This window comes from Paraburkholderia sp. 40, assembly GCF_050434105.1.
Classification (GTDB): domain Bacteria; phylum Pseudomonadota; class Gammaproteobacteria; order Burkholderiales; family Burkholderiaceae; genus Paraburkholderia; species Paraburkholderia tuberum.
In genome coordinates this window covers 1,421,747-1,443,861 of sequence record NZ_JBNPVY010000004.1, presented here as the reverse complement: position 1 = coordinate 1,443,861, position 22,115 = coordinate 1,421,747, and the positions used below count along the sequence as shown (strand labels likewise).

General features: G+C 59.7%; 14 protein-coding genes and 1 pseudogene. 14 read left to right on the top strand and 1 reads right to left on the bottom strand.

Annotated features, from left to right (window positions below; genetic code table 11):
- The first annotated feature begins 399 nt into the window (after positions 1-399).
- From OKW28_RS28155 to OKW28_RS28105, 11 genes and pseudogenes are all read left to right on the top strand, one after another.
- Entirely contained in the window at positions 400-591 is a 192-nt protein-coding gene (locus tag OKW28_RS28155; protein WP_429450536.1) for a hypothetical protein, read from the top strand.
- Positions 584-1,582, top strand: coding sequence for a recombinase family protein (locus OKW28_RS28150; protein WP_429450534.1), 999 nt, complete (start codon positions 584-586; stop codon positions 1,580-1,582). The genes OKW28_RS28155 and OKW28_RS28150 overlap by 8 nt, the downstream gene beginning before the upstream one ends.
- Complete coding sequence (locus OKW28_RS28145; protein ID WP_429450532.1) at positions 1,552-2,646, top strand: hypothetical protein; 1,095 nt, start codon at positions 1,552-1,554, stop codon at positions 2,644-2,646. The genes OKW28_RS28150 and OKW28_RS28145 overlap by 31 nt, the downstream gene beginning before the upstream one ends.
- 897 nt (positions 2,647-3,543) lie before the next feature.
- Positions 3,544-4,686, top strand: a complete 1,143-nt coding sequence (locus OKW28_RS28140; RefSeq protein WP_429450530.1) for an NAD(P)/FAD-dependent oxidoreductase — start codon at positions 3,544-3,546, stop codon at positions 4,684-4,686.
- Positions 4,667-5,023: a (2Fe-2S)-binding protein gene (locus tag OKW28_RS28135; protein ID WP_184072383.1), complete on the top strand. Its 357-nt coding sequence runs from the start codon at positions 4,667-4,669 to the stop codon at positions 5,021-5,023. Before OKW28_RS28140 ends, OKW28_RS28135 begins: the two co-directional genes overlap by 20 nt.
- Positions 5,023-6,444 carry an FAD-dependent oxidoreductase gene (locus OKW28_RS28130; protein WP_429450528.1) on the top strand — a complete coding sequence of 474 codons (1,422 nt, stop codon included), beginning with the start codon at positions 5,023-5,025 and terminating at the stop codon, positions 6,442-6,444. Before OKW28_RS28135 ends, OKW28_RS28130 begins: the two co-directional genes overlap by 1 nt.
- A gap of 128 nt (positions 6,445-6,572) precedes the next feature.
- Positions 6,573-6,817: pseudogene (locus OKW28_RS28125) on the top strand (dihydrolipoyl dehydrogenase); the annotation flags it as partial.
- Between the two features lie 1,342 nt (positions 6,818-8,159).
- On the top strand, positions 8,160-9,188 hold the full coding sequence (locus tag OKW28_RS28120) for an IS110 family transposase (protein ID WP_429450526.1): 1,029 nt from the start codon (positions 8,160-8,162) through the stop codon (positions 9,186-9,188).
- A 1,166-nt stretch (positions 9,189-10,354) separates the two neighbouring features.
- A complete protein-coding gene (locus tag OKW28_RS28115; protein ID WP_429450525.1) occupies positions 10,355-10,819 on the top strand; it encodes a hypothetical protein in 465 nt (154 codons plus the stop codon).
- Positions 10,820-10,828: 9 nt separating this feature from the next.
- The gene (locus OKW28_RS28110; RefSeq protein WP_429450523.1) at positions 10,829-11,536 is read left to right on the top strand and encodes a P-loop NTPase; all 708 of its coding nucleotides are present in this window, start codon (positions 10,829-10,831) and stop codon (positions 11,534-11,536) included.
- On the top strand, positions 11,526-12,263 hold the full coding sequence (locus OKW28_RS28105) for a hypothetical protein (RefSeq protein WP_429450521.1): 738 nt from the start codon (positions 11,526-11,528) through the stop codon (positions 12,261-12,263). Before OKW28_RS28110 ends, OKW28_RS28105 begins: the two co-directional genes overlap by 11 nt.
- 361 nt (positions 12,264-12,624) lie before the next feature.
- Here the strand turns inward: OKW28_RS28105 and OKW28_RS28100 are convergent, their stop codons facing one another.
- The gene (locus OKW28_RS28100; RefSeq protein ID WP_429454476.1) at positions 12,625-13,458 is read right to left on the bottom strand and encodes a DUF932 domain-containing protein; all 834 of its coding nucleotides are present in this window, start codon (positions 13,456-13,458) and stop codon (positions 12,625-12,627) included.
- A 978-nt stretch (positions 13,459-14,436) separates the two neighbouring features.
- Here OKW28_RS28100 and OKW28_RS28095 point away from each other — a divergent pair.
- The 3 genes from OKW28_RS28095 to OKW28_RS28085 all read left to right on the top strand — a co-directional run bounded on the left by OKW28_RS28095 (position 14,437) and on the right by OKW28_RS28085 (position 20,374).
- Positions 14,437-16,761, top strand: coding sequence for a sialidase family protein (locus OKW28_RS28095; RefSeq protein ID WP_429450519.1), 2,325 nt, complete (start codon positions 14,437-14,439; stop codon positions 16,759-16,761).
- A gap of 247 nt (positions 16,762-17,008) precedes the next feature.
- A complete protein-coding gene (locus tag OKW28_RS28090) occupies positions 17,009-18,544 on the top strand; it encodes a sialidase family protein (protein WP_429450517.1) in 1,536 nt (511 codons plus the stop codon).
- 294 nt (positions 18,545-18,838) lie between these two features.
- Positions 18,839-20,374: a sialidase family protein gene (locus OKW28_RS28085; protein ID WP_429450515.1), complete on the top strand. Its 1,536-nt coding sequence runs from the start codon at positions 18,839-18,841 to the stop codon at positions 20,372-20,374.
- Positions 20,375-22,115 lie beyond the last annotated feature (1,741 nt).

Below are 22,115 nucleotides of genomic sequence, written 5' to 3'. Positions count from 1 at the left end.
GAACGTCATGCGGCTGACGTACTCGAGCGTCGAGTGTGGTCGGTGCGAATTATACAAGCCGACAACACAACACCCATATTAGCGAATCAAAGGAAGTTCTCTACCGCTGGCACCCGTGGTGCGGGCGCACGGTGTGGATTTTCAGGACGGTCGAGAGGAAGAATGCAGAGACGGTTTTGCGCTGCGCGCTGGAACCGTTCGAGACGGCGCGTTTGCGGGAAGTGCCGCAGTGGATGTTCGATCCAGTTGCCTGCTTTCGCATTACTTCGGCAACGTCTCCCGCCGTCAACTGTGAGGCGTTGCGGGAATTGAAGCGCCTGCTGGCGCAGAGACCTCGTGCCGGGCAGGACGGTGTGGTACAAGCCGAGCACCATCCGTTGTCCCGTACAGGAGGTGCTGATGCGACGCCAGACAAATCTACAACCGGGCGGTCAACTCGACCTGTTCCGTCTCTTTCCGAAGACACCACAATGGGAGCACCTGCCGCAAGAGGTCCGGCAGCAGACGGTGCGTTTGCTGGCGCAGCTGCTGCGGCAACACCGTCGCGGGCTGCTCGCCGCCGTACACGAGCCGGAGGTGCGCGATGAGTGACAAGATTCGGGCGCAGCATCTGGCGCGCAAGGCCATGCTGTACGTGCGCCAGTCGTCGGCCTACCAGGTCAGCCACAATCTGGAGAGCCAGAAGCTGCAGTATGCGATGCAGGATCGTCTGCATCAGTTGGGCTGGAACGAGATCGAGGTGATCGACGAGGATCTGGGACGCTCTGCGGCCGGAACGCAAACGCGCACGGGCTTCGAACGGATGGTCGCAGAGGTCTGTCTTGGGCACGTCGGCGCAGTTGCCGCTCGCGAGGTTTCACGATTCGCGCGCAACAGTCGCGAGTGGCAGCAACTGGCTGAGGTGTGCCGCGTCGTCGACACGGTGCTCGTCGATCAGGAGACCGTCTACTCACCGCGGCAGAGCAACGATCGTTTGCTGCTCGGCTTGAAGGGCAGCCTGAACGAATACGAGCTGGATCTGTTGCGTCAGCGTTCGCTCGAAGCTCGTCGGGAGAAGGCCAAACGCGGCGAACTCATTGTCGCGGCGCCGGTGGGTTATTTCAAGACCGAAGACCCGCGCCTGGAGAAGGATCCGGATTTGCGCGTGCAGGACGCCATCCGCTCAATATTCCGCCAGTTCGGCGCGATTGGTTCGGTGCGTCAGACGTTGTTATGGTTCCTGGAGCACGGCCTGCAGTTGCCGGCATGCACGCCGCGCGGCGAAATCCAATGGAAACGGCCGAGCTACGGCACGGTGTACCGGATCCTGACCAACCCGATCTACGGCGGCACGTATGCATATGGCAAGACCGAATGCGCGATCCAGGGGAACCGCGCAAACGTGATCGCCGCAAACCGCGGGATCAGTGGCTTGCGCTCATTCCGAATGCCCACGACGGGTACGTTGACTGGAACGAATTCGAACGGATCCAGTGCGCGATCAGTGGCAACCTGCGTCTGGCCGGACACGCTGGCGCACCGAAGAACGGTGCGGCCCTGCTGGCGGGACTGTTGCGCTGCAGGCGCTGCGCGAGCAAGCTGACGCTACACTACACGGGTAACAGGCACGACGCCTTGCGCTATAGCTGTCATCGCGGCTGGCTGGACAAGGGACAACCGCGTTGTATTGCGTTCGGTGGCACACGCGCGGACGCGGCCATCGCCGAGGCGGTCTTGCAGGTCGTTCAACCGGCGGCAATTGAGGCAGCAATCGTGGCGCGCGAAGAAGAGACCCTCAAGCAGGACGAAGTGCTGGCCGCGTTGCAGCGGGATCTTCAGGCGGCACGCTACGCCGCGCAACGCGCACAGAAACAGTACGACGCTGCTGACCCCGAGAACCGGCTAGTCGCCGACGAACTGGAGCGGCGCTGGAATGATGCGCTACTGCGCGTGGAGGAACTGGAATCGCGTATCGAGCAACAGTCGCGCACATCCGGCCAGATACCGCCTACCCAGCCAGAGGAGTTTACCGATCTTGCCGCTGCGTTGGAATCGATCTGGCCGCAGGCCGACGCCCGCCTGAAGAAGCGCATTGTGCGCACCCTGATCCACGAAGTCGTCGTCGACGTTGACAACGCAACGAGCGAAATCGTGCTCGTCATCCACTGGAAGGGCGGAGTACATACCGAGATTCGCGTGCCGCGGCGGCGTCGCGGAGAGAACACCACGCATACGTCACGCGAAGCAATTGATGCCGTGCGCCAGCTCGTCCGTATCTGTCCGGATCTGGTAATTGCCGGCGTGCTCAATCGCAATGACCTGCGAACCGGCCGGGGTAACTTCTGGACCCAGGAGCGAGTCACCGCGTTGCGCAGCCACCACCATCAGATCCCTGTCTATTCGAGCGAGCGGCGTGCCGCTGAAGGATGGATGACGTTGACCGAGGCATCGGCGTTCATCGGTGTGAGCCCCGGAACGCTCAGGCTTGCAGTCGAGCGCAACAAGATCCCAGCCGAACATCCGTTGCCCAACGGGCCGTGGATCTTCAATCGCAATTCGCTGACCGGGGACGTAGTTACCGAACTCGTCGGGCGGGCTCGCGCACGGCGCGGACACCCCACAATACCAACGACACAACAGGGCTCTCTAGATTTATCAACAACATAGCGAGGTTGGGCAGTATGAAACGCACTTGTGTACAACGCTGCACGCTTGCATTCGACTTTGGGGTATCTGTCGCCCGTTGCCTACGAGGCGAAACCGACAGTGAAAGAACCTATCTGCCTGTCCGAAATAACTTTGACCACTACAAAACGGCCTTGATTCCGCGTCGGCTTCAGTTGTCATTTGCCGCTACTACATGCTGACCTGTGTTTGGGATAGCATGAACACGAGATCGTAGGGGCTTACGTTGAGCGCGCGAACATCCCGTCACCTTCTTCAGCGTGCACACCGTTGCTTGGCGAATGCTCCCGCGATGCTCGCCCACCCAAAGCCTTCGATTGAGTTGCCTTTTTTTCTGCGAGATGGCGTAACCCCAACTGCGGCGTTTGTCTCGACCGCAGCCGAACGCCGCCACAGAAGTTTCGTTGGCTGACTAAATTCGCGGTCAGCTACGGCCGCGTAACACAGTCCATTGATCGTATCGCCTTGGCAATGAAGTTATGCGTTGGGACCAACGCATGGAGTGTAGCGTCTCGTTGCTGGGTTTGGGGCTTTTGTGAGCGCCCGTGCTGCCGAGATTGTTGTCGTGATGGAAGCGGTCGTCGCACTCTATTCTCGTATTCCATGGGCACGCGTGGTTTAGCGTGTCGTCCGCGCTGGTTTGTTTGCCTGAGAGTCGGCCCGTGCGCTCAGCGATGGCTACCGCCTCGTTGAAGAATCTGGTGAGCGAGCGTTGCTCGAGAAATCGCTCGCGGTTTTTTTCTGGAGCTCTATCGCCTACCGGGGGCGCCCGCGTTTTGGACCATAACCGCTGAGAATACCTCGTACTTGAAATTCGACTTTGACGCCTTGCTGCGACGATCATAGAGTTAACCAAATCATTCAGGAAAAGAGGCGGGCTTGATACGCGAAAACCATGACGTCATCATAGTTGGCGGCGGTGTTGTCGGCTGCGCATTGGCGCACGGGATGCTGGGGCGCGGGAAGCGCGCGCTTGTGCTCGACGGGGGTGATTGCGACCCGCGCGCGTCGAAAGCGAATTTCGGTCTTGTCGGCGCATACGGGAAGGGATATGGCGCGCCCCGCTATCAGCAGCTGTCACGCGAGAGCGTCGCACTTTGGTCCGTTTTCGCAAAAGCGCTGCACGATGAAACTGGCATTGATGTCGAGTATGAAAACGATGGCTGCTTGCGCTTTTGCCTAAGTGAAGCGGATTTTGAAGAGGAAGCCGAATTCCTCGCGAGCTGGAATGCGCAAAGCCCGAAAATCGACCCGTGTTCGCGCATGATCGATCGATCGGTATTAGAAAGGCTGCTGCCTGGTACACGGCTCGGGCGGGAAGTGGTGGGGGCTGGAATTGGCGTTGCCGATGGCCATTGCAATCCGCTTAAGCTGTTGCGGGCGCTCCAGCAAGCCATTGAGTTACGTGGCGGCACTCTAGCTGGCAATCACACGGTGTCGAAGATTGAGCCATGTCCTGACGGTAGTTTTCGTGTTCATGTGCAAACCTCGACAGGTCCGCGTTGTTTCGAAACGGGACAGTTGATCATTGCGGCCGGGCTTGGTTCCACAGCCTTGGGGGCAATGGTGGCGCTCGACGTCCCGTTGCGTCCCCAGCGTGGCCAGCTGCTGGTCACTGAACGGCTCTACCCAATTCTGCGCCTCCCCGCTAGCGGCATTCGCCAGACTCGCGACGGTACAGTAATGATAGGTGTAAGTCATGAGGAAGTCGGTATGGATCTCGGTACTACTACTTTCACCGCCGCCAAGATGACAAAGCGAGCCCTACGAATTTTGCCGGACCTTGCTATGGCTCGCCTTGTTAGGCATTGGGCATGTCTGCGCATCATCACCCCGGACGGGCATCCTGTGTACGCACAATCTTCAACGTATCCTGGTGCTTGGATCGCGCTCTGTCATTCCGGCATCACCCTCGCGGCGGTTCATGCTGGACCAGTTGCGGATGCTCTCGCGCGCAACGTACTGCCAGAAAACTTCGAGTTCTTCCATCATAGGCGCTTTGATGTTTCGCAAGTTATCTAGTCCTGCCGAGGACGCCGTGGTCACGGTATCGATCGACGGCAGGCGTGTGAACGCCGAGCGAGGCGAATCCGTGGCGGCAGTCCTCGTGCGCGAGGACAACCCCGTCGCTCGCACCACGCCGCGAAGCGGCAGTCCACGCGGACCTTTTTGCATGATGGGTGTGTGCTTCGAATGCCTTGCTGTCGTCGATGGTGTAGCGTCCACGCAGACCTGTCTGACGATCGTGCGCGACGGAATGCGCATCCAACGCCAACACGGTCGCCGCAATCTCAGTGAGGCGATCGCTGAGTCAGACGACGGTGGTGGCGATCTTCCTGGTGGTGAGGTGCATTTGTGATGCGAACGTTCGATATTCTGATTGTAGGTGCAGGACCTGCCGGCATGAGTGCCGCAATACGTTCTGCTCGTCTTGGAATGACCACGATCCTCGTAGACGAACAGCCAGCACCGGGCGGTCAGATATGGCGCGCCATCGAAGAAAACGTCCGACGTGGTGTTCATCAAGGGATAGGCGCTGCGTACAGCGCAGGCGCGGCAGTGGTACAGAACTTTCGCGAATGCGGTGCGCACTACCTGCCGGAGACCCGTGTATGGCAGATCGAGCGAGTGCCTAGCCCAGGGAAACCCGCCGGTTCCGGGGAGTGGATTGTCTTTTTGAGCCGCGCGGATGGCGCCGAAAGTATTCGCGCGCGCCATGTGTTACTAGCGACGGGCGCACAGGAACGGCCCATGCCTTTCCCAGGTTGGACGCTTCCGGGTGTAATGACAGTCGGCGCCGCGCAGATTCTGCATAAAAGCGCTCACCAGATACCCGATCAATCCGTCTGGATAGCCGGTAGTGGTCCATTGCCACTGCTCTACATGACCCAGCTGCTCGACGCCGGCGGTAGGATTGCAGGTTGGCTTGACACGACTCCCCGCGGCGCCCTCCGTCGGGGCCTTCCGACTCTACGTGGTGCAGTTGACGGCTGGCATGATCTCCTTAAGGGGCTACTGTGGTCGGCAAGATTGCGCGGGAGGGGGTTCCCCATTGTTCGAAACGTCAGTAGCCTTCGCGCTTTCGGTATCGGCCGTCTTGAACAGATTGTCTATCGCACCGAGAACGGGCTGTCGGGCGATGTGGCTGCCGACATTCTTCTGGTTCATGAAGGCGTCGTGCCGTCTATCCACTTCACTCAGGCGATGGGATGCAGCCATCGATGGAACGAAGCACAACTTTGCTTTGAGCCGGAAGTTGATACGTGGGGTGAAACCAGCGTGACTGGTCTCTATGTCGCAGGCGACGGCGCTGGCATCGGCGGCGCGAAAGCCGCGTGCACACGCGGTGAACTTGCTGCTACCGGCGTCGCGCTTTCCTCGGGCGCACTCTCAGTCGGGCGCGCAAGCGAGCTTGCAGCGCCGCTGCATCGGCGGCTCGGACATGAACTGGCGATGCGGCCTCTGCTTGATTCGATCTATCGGCCGCGTACGGAGATTTTCACGCCGCCCGATGAGACGATTGTCTGTCGCTGCGAAGAGGTAACCGCTGGCGATGTACGGCTGGCCGCGCAGCTCGGCCAGCCGGGGCCGAACCAGCTAAAAGCGTTCACGCGCGCGGGCATGGGCCCGTGTCAGGGTCGTCAATGCGGCTACACCGTTGCTAATTTGCTTGCATCTGCGCAATGTCGCTCCGTTGCTGCGGTTGGTTTCCAACGCGTGCGGCCTCCACTAAAGCCGATAACGCTCGCAGAGCTCAGTGCACTTGAAGAGTCGTCATGAGGGCGTGTGGGCATGCCTCGGAGCTCACGGCATGGCAATAAGAGAGTGTGGGTGCGGATGTTTCAGGTCCCGGAAAGGTGGAGCGTGTCGCGAGACTAATCGGATTTTCCGCTTTCTGAGAAGCGTGCGCCGCCGATCCTGGCATGAAGATAGTGCTAGTCGAACGATATTCGGCGTTGCGCTGCGTGTGCCTGAACGTTGATGTAGTCGATCGAAGGGCGCCGCTGCACACGGCGCTCGTCGTCGAAGTTGCCGAGATGTCGCGTGACGCTAACTTGGAAGTCGCCTTAAGAAGCTGACGGGCGGGTTCGCCGGGATGGCGAAGGCGCGCAAGGTCGAAGTCGTGACGGGCGTCGGCGCGTTCGTCGATCCGTGTATCACATCTGGCACGCCTGTCGGAGCCGGTACCCGTCGGTCGCGATCGATCTCACGGATGAATGGCACACGGAGTTTCTTTACCGCTCGGACTGCGGCTCAGGACGTCCGGTTCAAGTTGCCGCAGAAAATATCGACGTTGCCGTCTGCCGCACTCGTACGCAAGACGACGGCGTAGTCGGGGTATGCACTACGGCGAGAGCCGAAGGACCGTACCTAAGAGAATTTGAACGCCTGAGAACGGAGCATAGCTATGCGGTTTCTATGCTGATGGCACAAAAACGCGCCGGAGTATAGCTATGCGGCGTTCGTCCGTGAGGTCTCGAGCGGAGCAATCGTATGCGGTCAGAGCACGTCAGGAGCATTGATATACGGTTGTGGTGCCGTCGACGTCAAACCGCATATTCATGCTCCGGCGCACTGCAAACTTGTGAATGTGCAATTTAGGGGGGAAATTTGTGAAAGTCGAAGGAAAACGAGCCAATATTCACATTTTAGCTCCGAAGCACTATTAACCCATCGCCAATCGGTCGCAAGTTCGGCACGTGAAGCTGGGCGGCACAAAGCGCGACAGCAAATCTGTGAATGTCGAATGGGCCTGAACGGCCGAGTAGCAAACTTGTGAATGTGCGATTCAGGGGGCAAATCTGTGGATATCTAAGGAAAAATTGCCCGCACTCACATTTTAGCCCCGAAGCACTGTTGTTCAGTGCGCTCAACTGCTCGTCGTACCGCGCGCCCATCGGCGAACACGATAGCTACGCAACCGTGCGGTCAAAAAGAAATGACAAAAAACTGCCAACGCAAAGATGCATCCCAATAACGAAATCGCTGAAATTTCGCATTTGAACGCAGTCTTGCATCGAAATATGCCGAATTTGGATGGCCAGTTGCGTTGGAGCGCTCGCGGGGTTGCGCTATATTGGTTCGGAAGTAAATTTGGCAAACATGCCGCGTTGCATGGGCTTGGAAGGATTAAGTTCCGAAAAATCTCAATATTTACTTCCGCGCCCTTATGCATCTACGTGAATGCTCGAGAAATAAGTTGCAACACTCCTGCAAAGTCTAAAATTGACTGATTAACGTGAAAAATGTCGCAACTTTAGTTCGCCGGACTACTAAGGCTTGAAGGATGGAAGTGACGCGTGTTGCGTTGAAACGCAGAATGGGACGCTCCGGTCGGTGATGCGCTTTGATTGAGGAGCCCTCCACAATTTGAATGATATGAACGCCCCCACTCAGTCGGTCCGTGTGAGCGATCCACCGCTATGCGGAATTTCTACCGAATTGAGAAGTGGTTGATCATACTCATCTGCTCAACCGAACAGAGGGGATCTGTCATGGCACATATGATCGTGGGCGTGGACATCGCAAAGAATGTAATGCAGGTTCACTGGGTGGATCCCGAAAGCGGCGAAATCGTGAACCGGTCCGTCAAGCGAGCGGGGTTTCTCGAGTACTTTGCCAATCGCAAACCGTGCCTTGTCGGCATTGTCGGCATGGAGTCGGGCAGCGGATCACAGCATTGGGCCCGACGGTTGATCGAAATGGGGCATCGGGTAAAGCTGATGCCGGCGAAGTTCGTCAAGGCGTTCAACATCCGCAACAAGAACGATGCGGCCGACGCGCGGGCAATCTGGATGGCCACCCAGATGGATTGCAAGGAAGTTGCCGTAAAAAGCGAAGCGCAGCAGGCCATCCTTGCACTGCATCGTATGCGTCAACAACTGGTGAAGTTTCGCACGATGCAAACCAATAGTCTTCGCGGATTGATCAGCGAGTACGGCGAGGTGATGGGAGTAGGCAGGGCGGCGTTGGACAAGGCAATGGTGGGAGTTCTGGAAAGACTGTCAGGACGCTTGCCTGCGATACTGACCGATACGCTGCGAGAGCAATGGAAAGGTCTGGATGACGTGGACCGTCAGATCGGCCAGATCGAGCGCCGGATGCAGGAGTGGATGAAAGGTGATCAGGCGGTCAAGGCAATCGTAGCAATCCCAGGCGTGGGGCTGCTTACCGCAACAGCTGCCGTGGCAACGATGGGGCATGCCAAAGCCTTCAAATCTGGCCGCGAGTTTGCGGCCTGGCTCGGACTTGTGCCGGGACAGACCGGATCGGGCGGCACGATCAAGCTACAGGGAATCAGCGAGCGAGGTGACACGTATCTCAGAACTCTACGGGTTCACGGCGCGCGGAGCATCATCTATCGCGCGAAAGAGCCAGGTCTCTGGGTCGAACAGATGAAACAGCGGCGCCCGTTGAATGTCGTCATCGTCGCAATGGCCAACAAGCTTGCGCGAATAATCTGGGCGGTGCTGGCGCATCAACAGCCCTATCGGAAGGATTACGTCAGTACGAGGCCAGCCTGATCTCACCGGTCTGCTGGAAGGTTTCTTGTTTCAAGGGATGGAACGTCAAAAGTTGCGGCGGCATTCGAGTGTAATGACAAATCGGGCGGGACCCGGGATTCACCAAGCCTGCTTTTATGTCTGAGCTTCACAAGCTCGCGATTTGAATGAGGCGTGAGTCAGCGGATTTCATAGGGGCCGGCAGCGAAGCGGACGCTGCAAAGAGGCCGGATGTAGAGCTGCAGCCCATCCTATTCGTCAAGACCTCGAACATCTGGCGCAAACGGGGGCGTTCATGTAGACATAAAAGAAATGAGCAAAAATTTTGGTTGTAGCGGCTATATCCTATTGTCGTGTTTTGTGTAGGGCTCAGTGTTGGGCATTCAGTTCAGTGCGTCGGCGACGAATGCAACTGCGACGAGCATTATGACGACTCGGAAGCGGCGCGGATGAAACTCTGGAATTCGAGCGTTGGCCCCTTCGGCGCCTGAAACCGGCGATAGCCTATCCTGCCGTTACTGGTTTTTATGTCTTTAAGATCGCCGTTCGCGAATCCGGTGAGTGGGCCTGACCATGGTCGAGCGGACAGATGGACTACCGCTGCAAAACGCCGTGTCTGGACGCGCAGGAAAAACACGTGGCCCGCGCAGGAAGATGAAACATGCGCAGTGAAACGAACAGGACGTCGCATGGACATCTCCGGCCGTTCGCGCGAGTAAGCTGATCCACTTGGAACACGAAAGCTAAATGCCGAGCGCAGCATGCAAAACCATTCCGGTCATGCTTCGCGCAAAAAAGACAGCCGCTCCGATGCACGAGGGTGTCAATGCTCGCGCAGGTTAAACGAGTCTGCTCCCGTGTGGCAGCGCAGGAAAACCTTGTCTGCCGTGCAGGTTTCAGCAGGTCCTGCGATCACCTGACATAGTATCGGGAGCCACGAATTTCAAAGACAGTCAGTTGCCAACGAACGGTGATTGATCGTTAGATCGGAGGCGCGACGTCGCTGCATATCTTCGCGTGCAATTGAAGGCACTGCCGCTCGCGACGGAGCAAAAAAATTTCTGATTCCGGGCAATTCCGGTCCACTCCTGGACGTTCCGATACCTCGAATTGGGTCTGTTTTCAGGGATTGACGACCGTTAATCTCCTCCGCAAGATGGCATGAAGGCAGTGTGTTGAGGCGGATCATGCCGCTCGTGAAGAGCTTTACTCAAGCCCAATGGGACGCTGCGGCGCGCCGTCTCGACGCGCTGCCGGAAAAGCCTGCGCACGAGCATCGCGTCAATGTGAGCGATGCGGTGAAGTCGATGCAACCTCAAATCAGTGGCGCGAAAAGGAAAGGGTACACGCTCGAAGAGATCGTCCAGCAGCTGGCGCAGGAGGGCGTGGACATCAGTACCAGCACGTTGAGGTACGCGATTCAACGCGCGACGAAGGAAAGCAAGTCTGAGCCCGTGGGAAAGAAAATCACGACGACTCCGACGGTAGCATCGCCTCGCGCCAAGAAGCCCAATCAGACAAGGTCGCGGAGCGCGGACAGCGCAGAGAAGGAATCCAGGCAGGATGGGGGAAAGACAGTGACCACGCCGGGGTCAATGGTGATTCGGGATGCGTTCTCGTTCGAGATCACGCCCGATATCGAAAACCTGTAGAGGGCTCATATGGCAACGACTTATCCCATTTATCTGGTCGGTGGCAGCAAGGGCGGTGTTGGCAAGAGCTTTGTTTCACTCGCGCTGGCCGATTACCTGCAGCGGCACGACTTTCCTGTCGCCCTGGTTGAAACCGATACTTCCAATCCAGACGTGATGAAATCCGTCCAGGACGAGATGCATTGCATCGCCTATAGCCTGGACGAGGCAGACGGCTGGATCGGTCTTGTCAACTTCTGCGACGAACGCCGGGACGCCGCCGTCATCGTGAACACGGCGGCTCGCAGTCAGACGGGTGTCGCACGCTTCGGTGCGACACTCGCCAGTACGCTCGGCGAATTGCGGCGTCAGCTCGTCGTGCTGTGGGTGATCAACCGGCAGCGCGACAGCCTCGAGCTGCTGCACGCATTCAGTAAGACATTTCCCGATGCGGTGACGCACGTGGTGCGAAATGGCTATTTCGGCACGCCCGACAAGTTCGCGCTGTATCAGTTATCGCAGCTTCGCAAGACCATTGAGGCGAGAGGGCACTCACTCGATTTTCCAGATCTTGCGGATCGTGTGGCCGACGAACTTCGGAGTCGGCGGATGTCCATCCGCAAGGCGTCGGAAATGATGCACATAGGGGAGCGAGCGGAACTATTGCGTTGGCGGGCGTTGTGCGATGTCATGTTCGCGAAGGCGATCGGCGCCGACGGGACGGCCCATGAGCAGTAGACGATCGCAGCCGGTTGATCCGCTCATGCGCCTGTTTCATGAAATATCCGGCGATGTCCCGGACGAGGCTAGTCTGGCCCGTATGCGTCGAGTATCGAGCGTACTGAATCTGCAAGAGAACGACGCGCTATGGTCGATCATCGCGGTGCTCGAATACTATGCGCGCCTGTATGAGGGGATGCGGGAACGTATTCGGTGGGCGAGCGAGGGCAGTCTCGAAGCCGCGCGCCGAGAAGTCGGCGGCGCGACCGATGCTCTGATGCAACAACACCAGGATGCGCTTGAGCGGTGCAAGTCGACGATCCAACTCGCGGAAAAGCTGATACGGGAACATGAGGCGCGGTATCGGGCTGCGCTGGCGAATCTCAATGAGGCGGCGCTGACGGCTTTGACCGTGCGTATAGCAAATCGGGTCGCGCGCTCGGCAGGTAATCGGCTGATTGGCGCAGCTGCAATTTCGGGGCGCGAGCAGCGTGAGCGGCTGGATGATGCGATTGGCGCGTTCGGACAGGCAACTGATGCAACGGTGGTGCGGGTGGATGCGATGGCGACAGGGATGGAAAGGCGTTTTGCACGCTCGATGCGCCGTCTATTGCTGATGGGCGGAGCCGTGCTCTGCCTGATGTTACTGGTCGTGGACGGTTTAGTGGAAGGGGGGGCGGGTGGTCATACGGCGGGCGCGAATTGTCGCGCGGTGCAGTTGCGGCAGGCACACGGCGGCCCCTAAAGGGTGCTGCCGCCTGCTGTGCCGCGTCATCAGTACGAGGCGAAGCTTACGCGTCGCGAAGGGCAGCCTTGCGCCGTATTCACTATGGCGGCAGTCGGGAAGGGCCACGCCGGCTGTGCGCTGATTCCGCGTCGTCGTCGCTGCTGTCCCGCGAGTTTCCTGTGTCGCTTCCGGTAACGGAGTCGTCCTCATCCACGTCGTCGCGGACGGCCCACGAGGGTATGGTCGAAATCTCGCGAACGGTGAGGACTTCCGGGACCCGTGCGACTTTCGCGGGCCGCAGTTCGGCGGTGGCAGCGGCGTCGACCTGCTTCAGCAACGGGGGAGAATGGGCGGCGCGAGTGCGCCGCCCCACGGTCGGTTACACCTTCATCTGGCGCATGGCGTCCGCGAGCATCCAGAGGGCACGGTTCAGCTTCACGTTCTGATCGATGCCGGTGATGGGACGCGTGGACATGGCGCGCCCGCTGCGAGAGCGCCCGTGCAGGCCGCCTTTGGTGAGGTTTTCCTGAATGCGGTTGAAGACCGTCCACAGATCATCGCGGCGATCCTCGTAACGGCGCGGCGCGAGCAATTGGCTTTCGGTGATGGGGGCGGGTGCTTCGGCGTCGCTCGGGTCGTAGCGCAGCGCGAGCGCGGAGCGGGAGAACGCGTGCTGTTCGTCGCGGTCGAGCGTCACGGCGCGCATGCCTTCCTTCTGCTCGCGGATCAGGTCGAAGCCGTCGAGCACGTCGAACGCGCCATTGATCACGTTCTGAACGACGTTGCCTTTGTGCGGCACACGGATATCGGCGATGTTCTCGCCAGCCACCATGCCGTTTTGGCACACAAACCGGAACGTGCCTGCGAGCATCTGGTAACTGCTCGTGCCGTCGTGCGAGTTCAGCAGCACGATTTCGTCGGCTTCCTCGCCGGTGATCTGGTCGGCATGGCGCAGCCGGAGCATATGCTTGGTGAATTCGCGCTTGCCGTCATCGCGCACGCGGGTCTGGCAGATCATGAACGGCTGAAAGCCTTCGTTGCGTAGGCCGCGCAGCACGTCGATGGTGGGAATGTACGTGTAGCGTTCCGAACGGCTTTCGTGCTTGCCGTCCGCGAAGATGGACGGGGCAACACGGCGAATCTGATCGTCTGAAAGGGGCGAGTCAGCGCGCAGCACCGGGGAGCCGTAACGGAAAGAGGAAGCGAGTTGCATGGCAGTCTCCACAGTCAAGGTTGAGGACCTGAACCGGGCGAGGGGATGTGACTTGCCGTTGCGGCTGGACACCTCCCGGTGGAACTCGGGGTTGGCGTTGCTGCCGCCAGGGTCCCGGGTTCCCGCCCGTGCGACTGGAGGAGCCGATAGCGGGCAGGCGTCAAGGAAAAAGGCGAGGGAGGGGTGCGGGCGACACGGTCCCTCGCCCCTTGATGCCTGCCCGCTATCGGCTACGGTCGCGGGTCAAGGGCGGGAACCTGGGAGCCGGGTGCATGCCATGCCACGAGTTGACCGGGTGAGGGTGCCGCGCGGCAGGCGCGGCAGCGTGGCCGTGCCGGCCACGCCTGGCTAGGAGGGGACGGGGTTGACTGCTGCGCCCCGGATGGACGCCTGGAACGGGTGAGGCGCGGCACTCTGCTCAACGCTCAGCGCGAAAACCCGGCCTCGCCGCATAAACGAATTTTGACTCCCGTTACGATCGGTACGGATCGCAGCGGTGTCAACGGCGGTTCACCCATGTCCAGCGGTCATTCGCTGACGCCGGGCTGGCCGCAGCTTTTCGGCCATTGCGGTCCTTCGTACCTCAGCGAGTTCGACCTAACGCGAATGGCCGGTTCCGGGCACTCCGAACAGGCGCTATCGAATCGTTTCAGCCATTGGACTTTCTCGTAAGCAGACGACCACGCCGATACAGGGAATGGGCGCGTCGGCGCGAGACGCTGTAGATGGTACGCGAGTACGCCCGCACCATGCGTGATGCCTACCGACCAACGCTCCCCTATCAGGGTCGCTCGGGTCATCGAAAAATTTGAGGTGGTCGACTGCGATTCTAGCCGGGTCAGTTCGTCTTAGATCTAACAACAACGGGGATTCGTAGTCCAATCCGTCTCCGAGTGTCGACCACGGATGCAAAACTATTTCCCGAGGTGGATAAGAAAATAGAGAGGTTACCGCCAATAGCGTTACCTAGGAGAAGCGATGCTCCCGCTCATTCTTGGACCAAGATACAACATCCGCGTCACCTGCGATGCCAGCCCCAGCAATGACCGAAGTGAATCGACGATAGAAGTCAATCCTACCAATCCGTACAACATGGTCGGGTCGTCCAAACGATTCACCGACCCGCACACGTATGCGTTCTCGCTCGCCGCGTATTCGACATTCGACGCGGGCCGATCGTGGCAGGAGGCTGCACCCCTCGGGCTCCTCGCGGGCTGGGACGGCGTTTCGGATCCGACGGTCGCCTTCGATGATGTCGGAGGCGCGTATCTCGTCGCTCTTCCGTTTCAGGGAGCCGAGCCGATGGCCATCGCCGTGTACAAGTCTACGGACGGCGGTTTGACCTGGTCCGCTCCGAACCTCATTCACTCGGCGCCTGGCGATGACAAGCAGTCGGCCGCAGGCGATACCAATCCCGGCAGCCCCTATCATGGCCGTGTTTACGCCGCCTGGGACGGTCCGGGTGGCATGCTCTTCGGGCGCACGATCGACTACGGGGCCAGTTGGCGCGGGACCGGAGGGAACCCGGTCGGAACGTCGCTTGCTCCGGCCTCGTTCGGACCCCAGGTCGTCGTGGCTGCAGACAGTAGCGTCTACATCTTCTTCATCGCCGGCACCGACATCCAGTTCGTCAAATCCACCGATGGGGGGGATTCATTCTCGAACCCGGCGACCGTTGCGAGCGGAATCACGGGCTTGCCCGGCCAGCTACCCGGTGGGACGTTCCGGACGCCCACGGTCGCGACCGCGAGTGTTGGGGTCAATGCGACCGACCTGGTTGTTGCCTGGGCCGACTATCGACAGGGAATCGCCCGCATCTACTATGCGCGCTCCAACAATGGCGGCGCCGTCTGGCAGGCGGGCAGTGGCTCCGGCATGCCGCTGATGAGCGGCGGCGCTGTCTCTGCCCCTGATCAACACGAGTTCCAGCCGCAGCTTGCCTGCACGCCACAGGGGGACGTCGGCTGCGATCTCTATCTCTTCGGACCGAAGGGAGGCGGCACGACACCGCTGATCGACGTTGTCCTGACAGCGTCGGCCGACAACGCGGCGAGCTTCGTGGATCGGGCCACGGTGACCGAGATGCCGTGGGACCCGACAGTGGACGCCGTCTGGGCGCACGGAGATCCCAACGTAACCTTCATTGGCGACTACTTCGGTCTGGCCGCGAGCCAGCTCGGGTTCTTCCCATTGTGGATGGATACGCGCACCGGAACCCAGGAAATGTTCACGGCGCGCGTCGCGGCCCGGCCCGCGAATGTTTATATCCGGGACTCCTCGAGCGACACAGGAACGGTACCGTCACCCGGCAATCACTGGGAGGCTCCGGATCTGATCGTACGCCGGCAGCAGGACGGCAACGCCATCTGGGTCGATCAGGATCTGCTGCGCGACGGCGTGACGGATCATTTCATCTACGGCAAGATCACCAACCTCGGGCCCAATCCCGCGGAGAACGTCACGCTCGCCGTGACCGTAGGCAACTATCCCGCGCTCGATGCGCTGCCCGGGCTGGAGTTTCGTTATCCGCAGGATTGGTATCCAGGCGACTGGCAGACGGCGGCCGTTCAACAGAGACACCTGTACCTCGGTGAGAGTGCGCCGATGAGTCTGGCGGTGGGCGCCACCCGTATCTTCGGACCCATTCGCTGGCCTGCCGCACAGATTCCTCAAGAGGGCACCTGGCACCCATGCCTCCTGGCAGAGGCGCGCGGCAACAATAACGACTCCGCAGGCGGTACCGATGGCGCGCCGGTGTCGGTCGCCCCCGGTACGTGCGATTACGGCAGCTACTTCTGGGGCGACAACAACGTCTGTCAGCGCAACCTGTCATACGCCCATGTCTTCGCGGCCGCCGACAGCCTGATCGAGTTGCCCTTCATCATCGGCAGCCCGTACAGTCACGCGACGCTCATCGAGGTCATCGTCCACAAGGGCCACAGGCTGGCCGATGTTCCCATGAAGCTCGCCGTCCTGCCCCCGAGGAAAGGGGAGAAACAGCCTTTACCGACCGAGAATCACATGCACGGGGCCGAGTTTTCTGGCAAGCACTGGAACCTGACCCATCGAGTGGCTGGAGTCGGCTTTACGGTTGCGCCAGGGCAGACGCTTCGCATGAAGCTGTCGCTGAAGCTTCCGAAGGAATTCGATCTCGACGCGCCGACAAGGCTGACGATCTTCCAGCGCAATGACAGCCATGTCACCACCGGCAGCGCCATCCTGGAGCTCGTTCGCGGCCACGATGAGGACGCGAACCACGAACGGAAACAACGTGATTCTTCGACGCGCAAAAAAGGGCGATGACGCCGCGCACCATCGGACTCCAGCTTTTACTGCACGCACTTTACAAAATCGTCCTGCCTGCACGGTTTTGTTTACACGTGATTTTGCGAGGCGCCTTTTCCGAGCTGGGCTGTCGGGCTCCATCGGCCAGCTGTTACCGCCTGGGGCTTTGTTCATTCTGCTGGTCGTGTCTTCGTGACCACCCCATGAATAAAGGTTTCGCGCCGGGCGATCACTCGACCTTTCGAATAATCGATAAGGGGGGATCATGTCGAATATCCAGGTCACGCACGATACGAGCGTGAATAACGCGAGAAGCGAAAGCAATATCGCAGTCAACGCCAATAACCCGAAGCAGATCGTAGCGGGGTCCAAGAAGTTCGGGGACATTCACAATTACGACTTCATTCTGGCCACCGAATACTCCACGGACGGTGGCATCTCATGGCATGATTCGGCCGCCTTGACGCTATCCGGTTTTACGCTGCTCACCGACCCTGCGCTTGCCTGGGACGATGTGGGAAACGTCTATCTGGTCGGTCTGTCGGGCAACAATCCGCCGACCTTCGACACCGTCGGGATCGTGATCTACCAGTCATCGGATGGCGGACAGACCTGGAGCGCTCCGCTGCCGATCCACAACAGCGCTGGCGATGACAAGCAGTGGGCGGCAGGAGACACGAATCCGTCGAGTCCGTTTCACGGCCGCGTCTATGCAGTCTGGGACGACGGATCCGACATGCGGTTCGCACGCACCACGGACCATGGTGTAACCTGGATCGGTGCGGGACCTGGCGCGACACCCGCGGGGACGGTGCTCGTCAATGATTCGTTTTCACCGGACATAAGAGTCGCGGCCAACGGTGACATCTATATCGTCTGGATCGCGGGAAGCGAGATCAAGATGATCGTGTCGACGGACGGGGGCGACAGTTTTACGCCCGCCGTGTCGCCGGCCGCGGGCGTGACGACGCTCAATGCCGGATTGCCGGCCCCTCATGGGTGGCCGGTGTTTCCGGGCGGAAACTTTCGCGTGCTGACGATCCCATCGGCCAGCGTCTTCGGGAGCACGGTCGCCGTGGCATGGGCCGACTTCCGCGAAGGCGTGTCCCGTATCTACTGCGCAGTGTCGTCTGACGGTGGCGCCAGCTGGCCCACCGGTCTCTCGGGAAAGCCGTTGCTGGCAGGACCGCTACCCTCGGGTTTGCAGCACTTTCACCCGCAGATCGTCATTGATCCCAACGGCGTGATCGGGTGCGCCTTCTACGAGTTCGGCCCCAAGCCGTCGACGCCACTCATCGATGTCATGATCGCCCAGTCGGTTGATGGCGGGATCTCGTTCGATCGTGCCACCGTGACGGACCAGCCATGGGATCCGGCCATCGACGCACCGTGGTCCCATGGAGATTCCAACGTCACCTTCATTGGTGACTACTTCGGGCTGGACGCCAGCACGCGGGGATTCTATCCGCTCTGGACGGACACGCGGACTGGTATCCAGGAACTCTGGACCGACATCGTGCGGGCCCGTGCACTGCTCAAGATTCCGCCCGGCCTGTATGGGCAAGTCGCCCAGATTTTGGACGGCATCATTCAGGACGGCGGTGGCGACGAGATCGTGGGCGGGCATATCGTACATATTCCGCCCTGGGGACCCGAACTGGATATTCTGCTGGGTGTCGCGATCCAGCGGATCGCCACGCTTGTCGCCAGCCCCGGGGGTATCGGCATTCAGAGAGCAGCCATGGCCATGGTGGCGCACGTAGCTCAACAGGAAGTAAAGCGTCTTGAAGGCAAAGGATAGGCGACCAGCGCGCGGTGCGAGAGTTCACCAACGTGCTGACTTATATCGTGGCGACGGCTGCGGGTCTGCGTCCGCATTTTCGCGCGATGCAAGACTACCTCGGATAGACGTGCGCGGCTGTGCGTCAGCGTGAGCGGCGTGCGCGATCCACCGTATCGACGGCGGTGGATCGTGTTGCGTCGGTGGCGGTGCGCTTCAGATCTGACGGGCGCGATCGAGTCGGCCCGTTTGCGCAGGCGCGAGCAGTGCGGATCCGTGCGCAGGCGCGCACGAAAAGGATAGGGAGCGACGGAGATGGCCAACATCCAGGTGACTCGCGGTGCCAGTCCGAACGACGCGAGAAGCGAAAGCAGTCTCGCCATCAACCCCAACAATCCGCTGCAGTTGGTTGCGGCGTCGAGGAAGTGCAAAGACATCGCCGCCTATGATTTCACCTCGGCGACGGTCTATTCCACCGACGCCGGCATCACATGGCACGATTCCGCGAATCTGGCAACGCCCGACTGGACTGGCGTTTCCGACCCGGCGCTTGCGTGGGACGATAGCGGCAACATCTTCCTCGTGTGCGCCGCGATAAGGAATCCGCCCGCGATTGACTACGTGGGGATCGCCGTCTACAGGTCTTTCGACGGGGGACAAACCTGGAGCGCGCCGAGCCTCATCCATGCGAGCGCCGAGGACGAAAAGCCATGGGTTGCCGGCGATGCCGGAAGTAGCGCTTTTCACGGCTGCGTCTACGCTGCCTGGGACGATGGCGTGAGCCTGCGCTTCGCGCGCACGCTGGATCATGGAATCACCTGGATTGGGATCGGAACTGATCCAGCAGGCAGTATCCTCGCCAGTGACACCCCCTTCTCGCCTGAGATCAACGTAGCTGCCGACGGAACCATCTACATCGCCTGGACCGCAGGAAGTGAAATCAAGATGATGGTGTCCTCGGACGGTGGCAATAGTTTCCATCCGGTAGCGTCGCCGGCCACTGGCATCACGACACTCGAGTCATCGCTACCGCCCTGGAAACCTCATGGCTGGCCGGTCCTGCCCGGAGGGACCTTTCGGGTATTTACCCTGCCTACGGCCTGTGTGTCGGGACAGACCGTGCTCGTCGCGTGGGCCGATTACCGCGAAGGTGTCTCCCGCATCTACTACGCGCTGTCCACGAATGGTGGCGCCGGCTGGGACACCGCTCCCTCCGGACGGCCACTCCTTACCGGTGCGCTCGCCGCGAACCAGCAATACTTCCACCCGCAGATCATTGCTAATCCGAAGGGCGTCATCGGATGCGCCTTTTATGAGTTCGGGCCAAAGGCGAGTACCTATCTTATTGACGTGATCATGGCCCAATCGTTTGACGGCGGGGTGTCGTTCAATCGCTTTACCGTGACTGACCGTCCCTGGGACCCGACCATCGACGCACCCGTCTCGCTCGTGGATCCAATCGCGTCGTTCATCGGCGAATACTTTGGCCTCGACGCGAGCACCAATGGGTTCTATCCGCTCTGGACAGACACCCGGACGGGCATTCAGGAACTCTGGATGGATATCGTTCCGCCTCATCCGCAGGTGAAGGTGCCGTCCGGCATTTATGGGCAGGTCGCGCAGATCCTGTTCGGCATCATCCAGGACGGCGGCGGGGACGAGATCGTCGGTGGACATCTCGTTCACATTTCCCCGTGGGGGCCCGAGTTAGACATTTTGCTCGGCGTTGCAATTCAACGGATCGCCACTCTCGTCGCTAACCCAGAGGGCGTCAAAATCCAGAAAGCCGCCATGACCATGGTGACCAGCGTGGCCCATCAGGAAATCGGGCGGCTCGAAGTCAATAGATAGCTGATCATGGAATGCGCTCGTGGGGCTGGGCCGTTTTGCGACGTCAACTTACTTGGCTTCCGGAAGGGGCGGATATCCAACACCTGTTCCCGGGTACTCCCAAGTCCTTCAATGCCACTCAAGACGGGGGTTGCCCGTGCGCTTACCGGTCGGCAGCTCTTGGCCGCTGTGCGAACTTCGCGAACGACCGCTTACGCGGAACACGAGAGGAGGCAACGGGGTCGATAGCGCCGAGTCGCTTTGCTCGGAGCGGTCATTCCAAAAAGCTGCTTCCGGGAGAGCGCGAATGGCAGGTATGGCCGAGTTCGGGGCATTCGGCGTCGTGCGGCGTATGCCTGTTGTATCTCAGAAGCCGTCATTGCGGCAGCGTTGATTTCGGTGGGAGGAGAGGAGCGCTAGCCCCTGATAGATTGGTATTCCTCTGTTTCGTCCAAGTGTCAGGTGCTTAACGGTTGTTGGAGCGGCAGTGAGCGTGCTTTTGCTTACGGGAAGCGCTGTTCGATCTTTGAATGATCGGCGAGGTTCGGCCGACCGCTTTGAAAAGAGTATGACTTGACGGTATCTCTCTGCGGGACATTTTGAGACGACCGACCTTGACGTTTTTGTAAATCTGGCGGCGTTGATCTGCCAGTGCGGGCCCGATGAAGGCTGTCAAGTGCTGGGAGGAAATTTCGGTATCGCTGGCGGTATCGGCGCTAAATAGCCGGGCGAGAAAGCCGTCTCGACGAGGGTTCAACCGTCTGATTGACGATTGAGTGGGAATCACGGGGCCAGGTGTTTCGTCGCCCTGACGCTGGGCTCGCGGAATCGCGTGAGTTGTGTATCTGGGATTTAGGTCCTCGATCGCGAAATCGTCCGCAGGAGATCGAGGCGGGCCAGCGGCAGTTGGGTTTTGGTGAGGGTACTTTGCAGGCAGGGTGGCGCCTAATGGTGCCCGATATGGCTCTCCCGCCGAAATGAGAATCCTACCCGGTAACCGAACCATAGTAGCGCGCTTTTTCGGGGATATTTTCGGGGGCATTTGTTCTGGAGCTAATTAGCTAGATCCACTACTGGCTTGACTTTTCGCGAACTATTCAAGTCCGGTCCCCGCACCACTAGAGTTCACAAGGGTTTAGCCGGCGCCATTGCGCCGCCTCGAGTGTGAGCACAAAGCCGGCGCCCTGATTGGATTACGGCGTGGACGGTTCCACACAAATGAGACGCCCGCGTGCGAGCGAGCCGATTCCTTGGATCAGGCATCCGCGTCACGATGGAAGCGCGAACACATCAAGTTCGCGCACGACATGCGTAGCCTACGTCGCGTCATCAATCTACGCGCTTATTTCTCCTCCGATATTTGCGCCATAGTCTCACGATTCCCATATAGGCAAGAACTGTAACGAGCAGTTCGATAACTACCGTTGCCGGGATATAAATATCGTCAGGATCGTGCAGACCAAACCCGTTCGCGATGGAAAGCCAGGCAAGCGCCTGGCTTTCGGGCATAGGCCACGGATACGTATGGACATAGCGAACTGAAACGAGGAGAGGCCGATAAACGGGGCGACCTTGAAGAGCCTATGGGCAAGTGTTGCCATACGTGACGACCTCTATAGTTCCATACGCGCGAAGCCCGGAAGTGCGGGCTGGAGCAATGACGGTATGGAGACGTGTGCAGCGGATTTTTTCGAAGCCACTAGTGAGAGGGGTGGCCATTAACTGTACACCACGCGTCTTTCGCAACGTATGTTATTCCTTG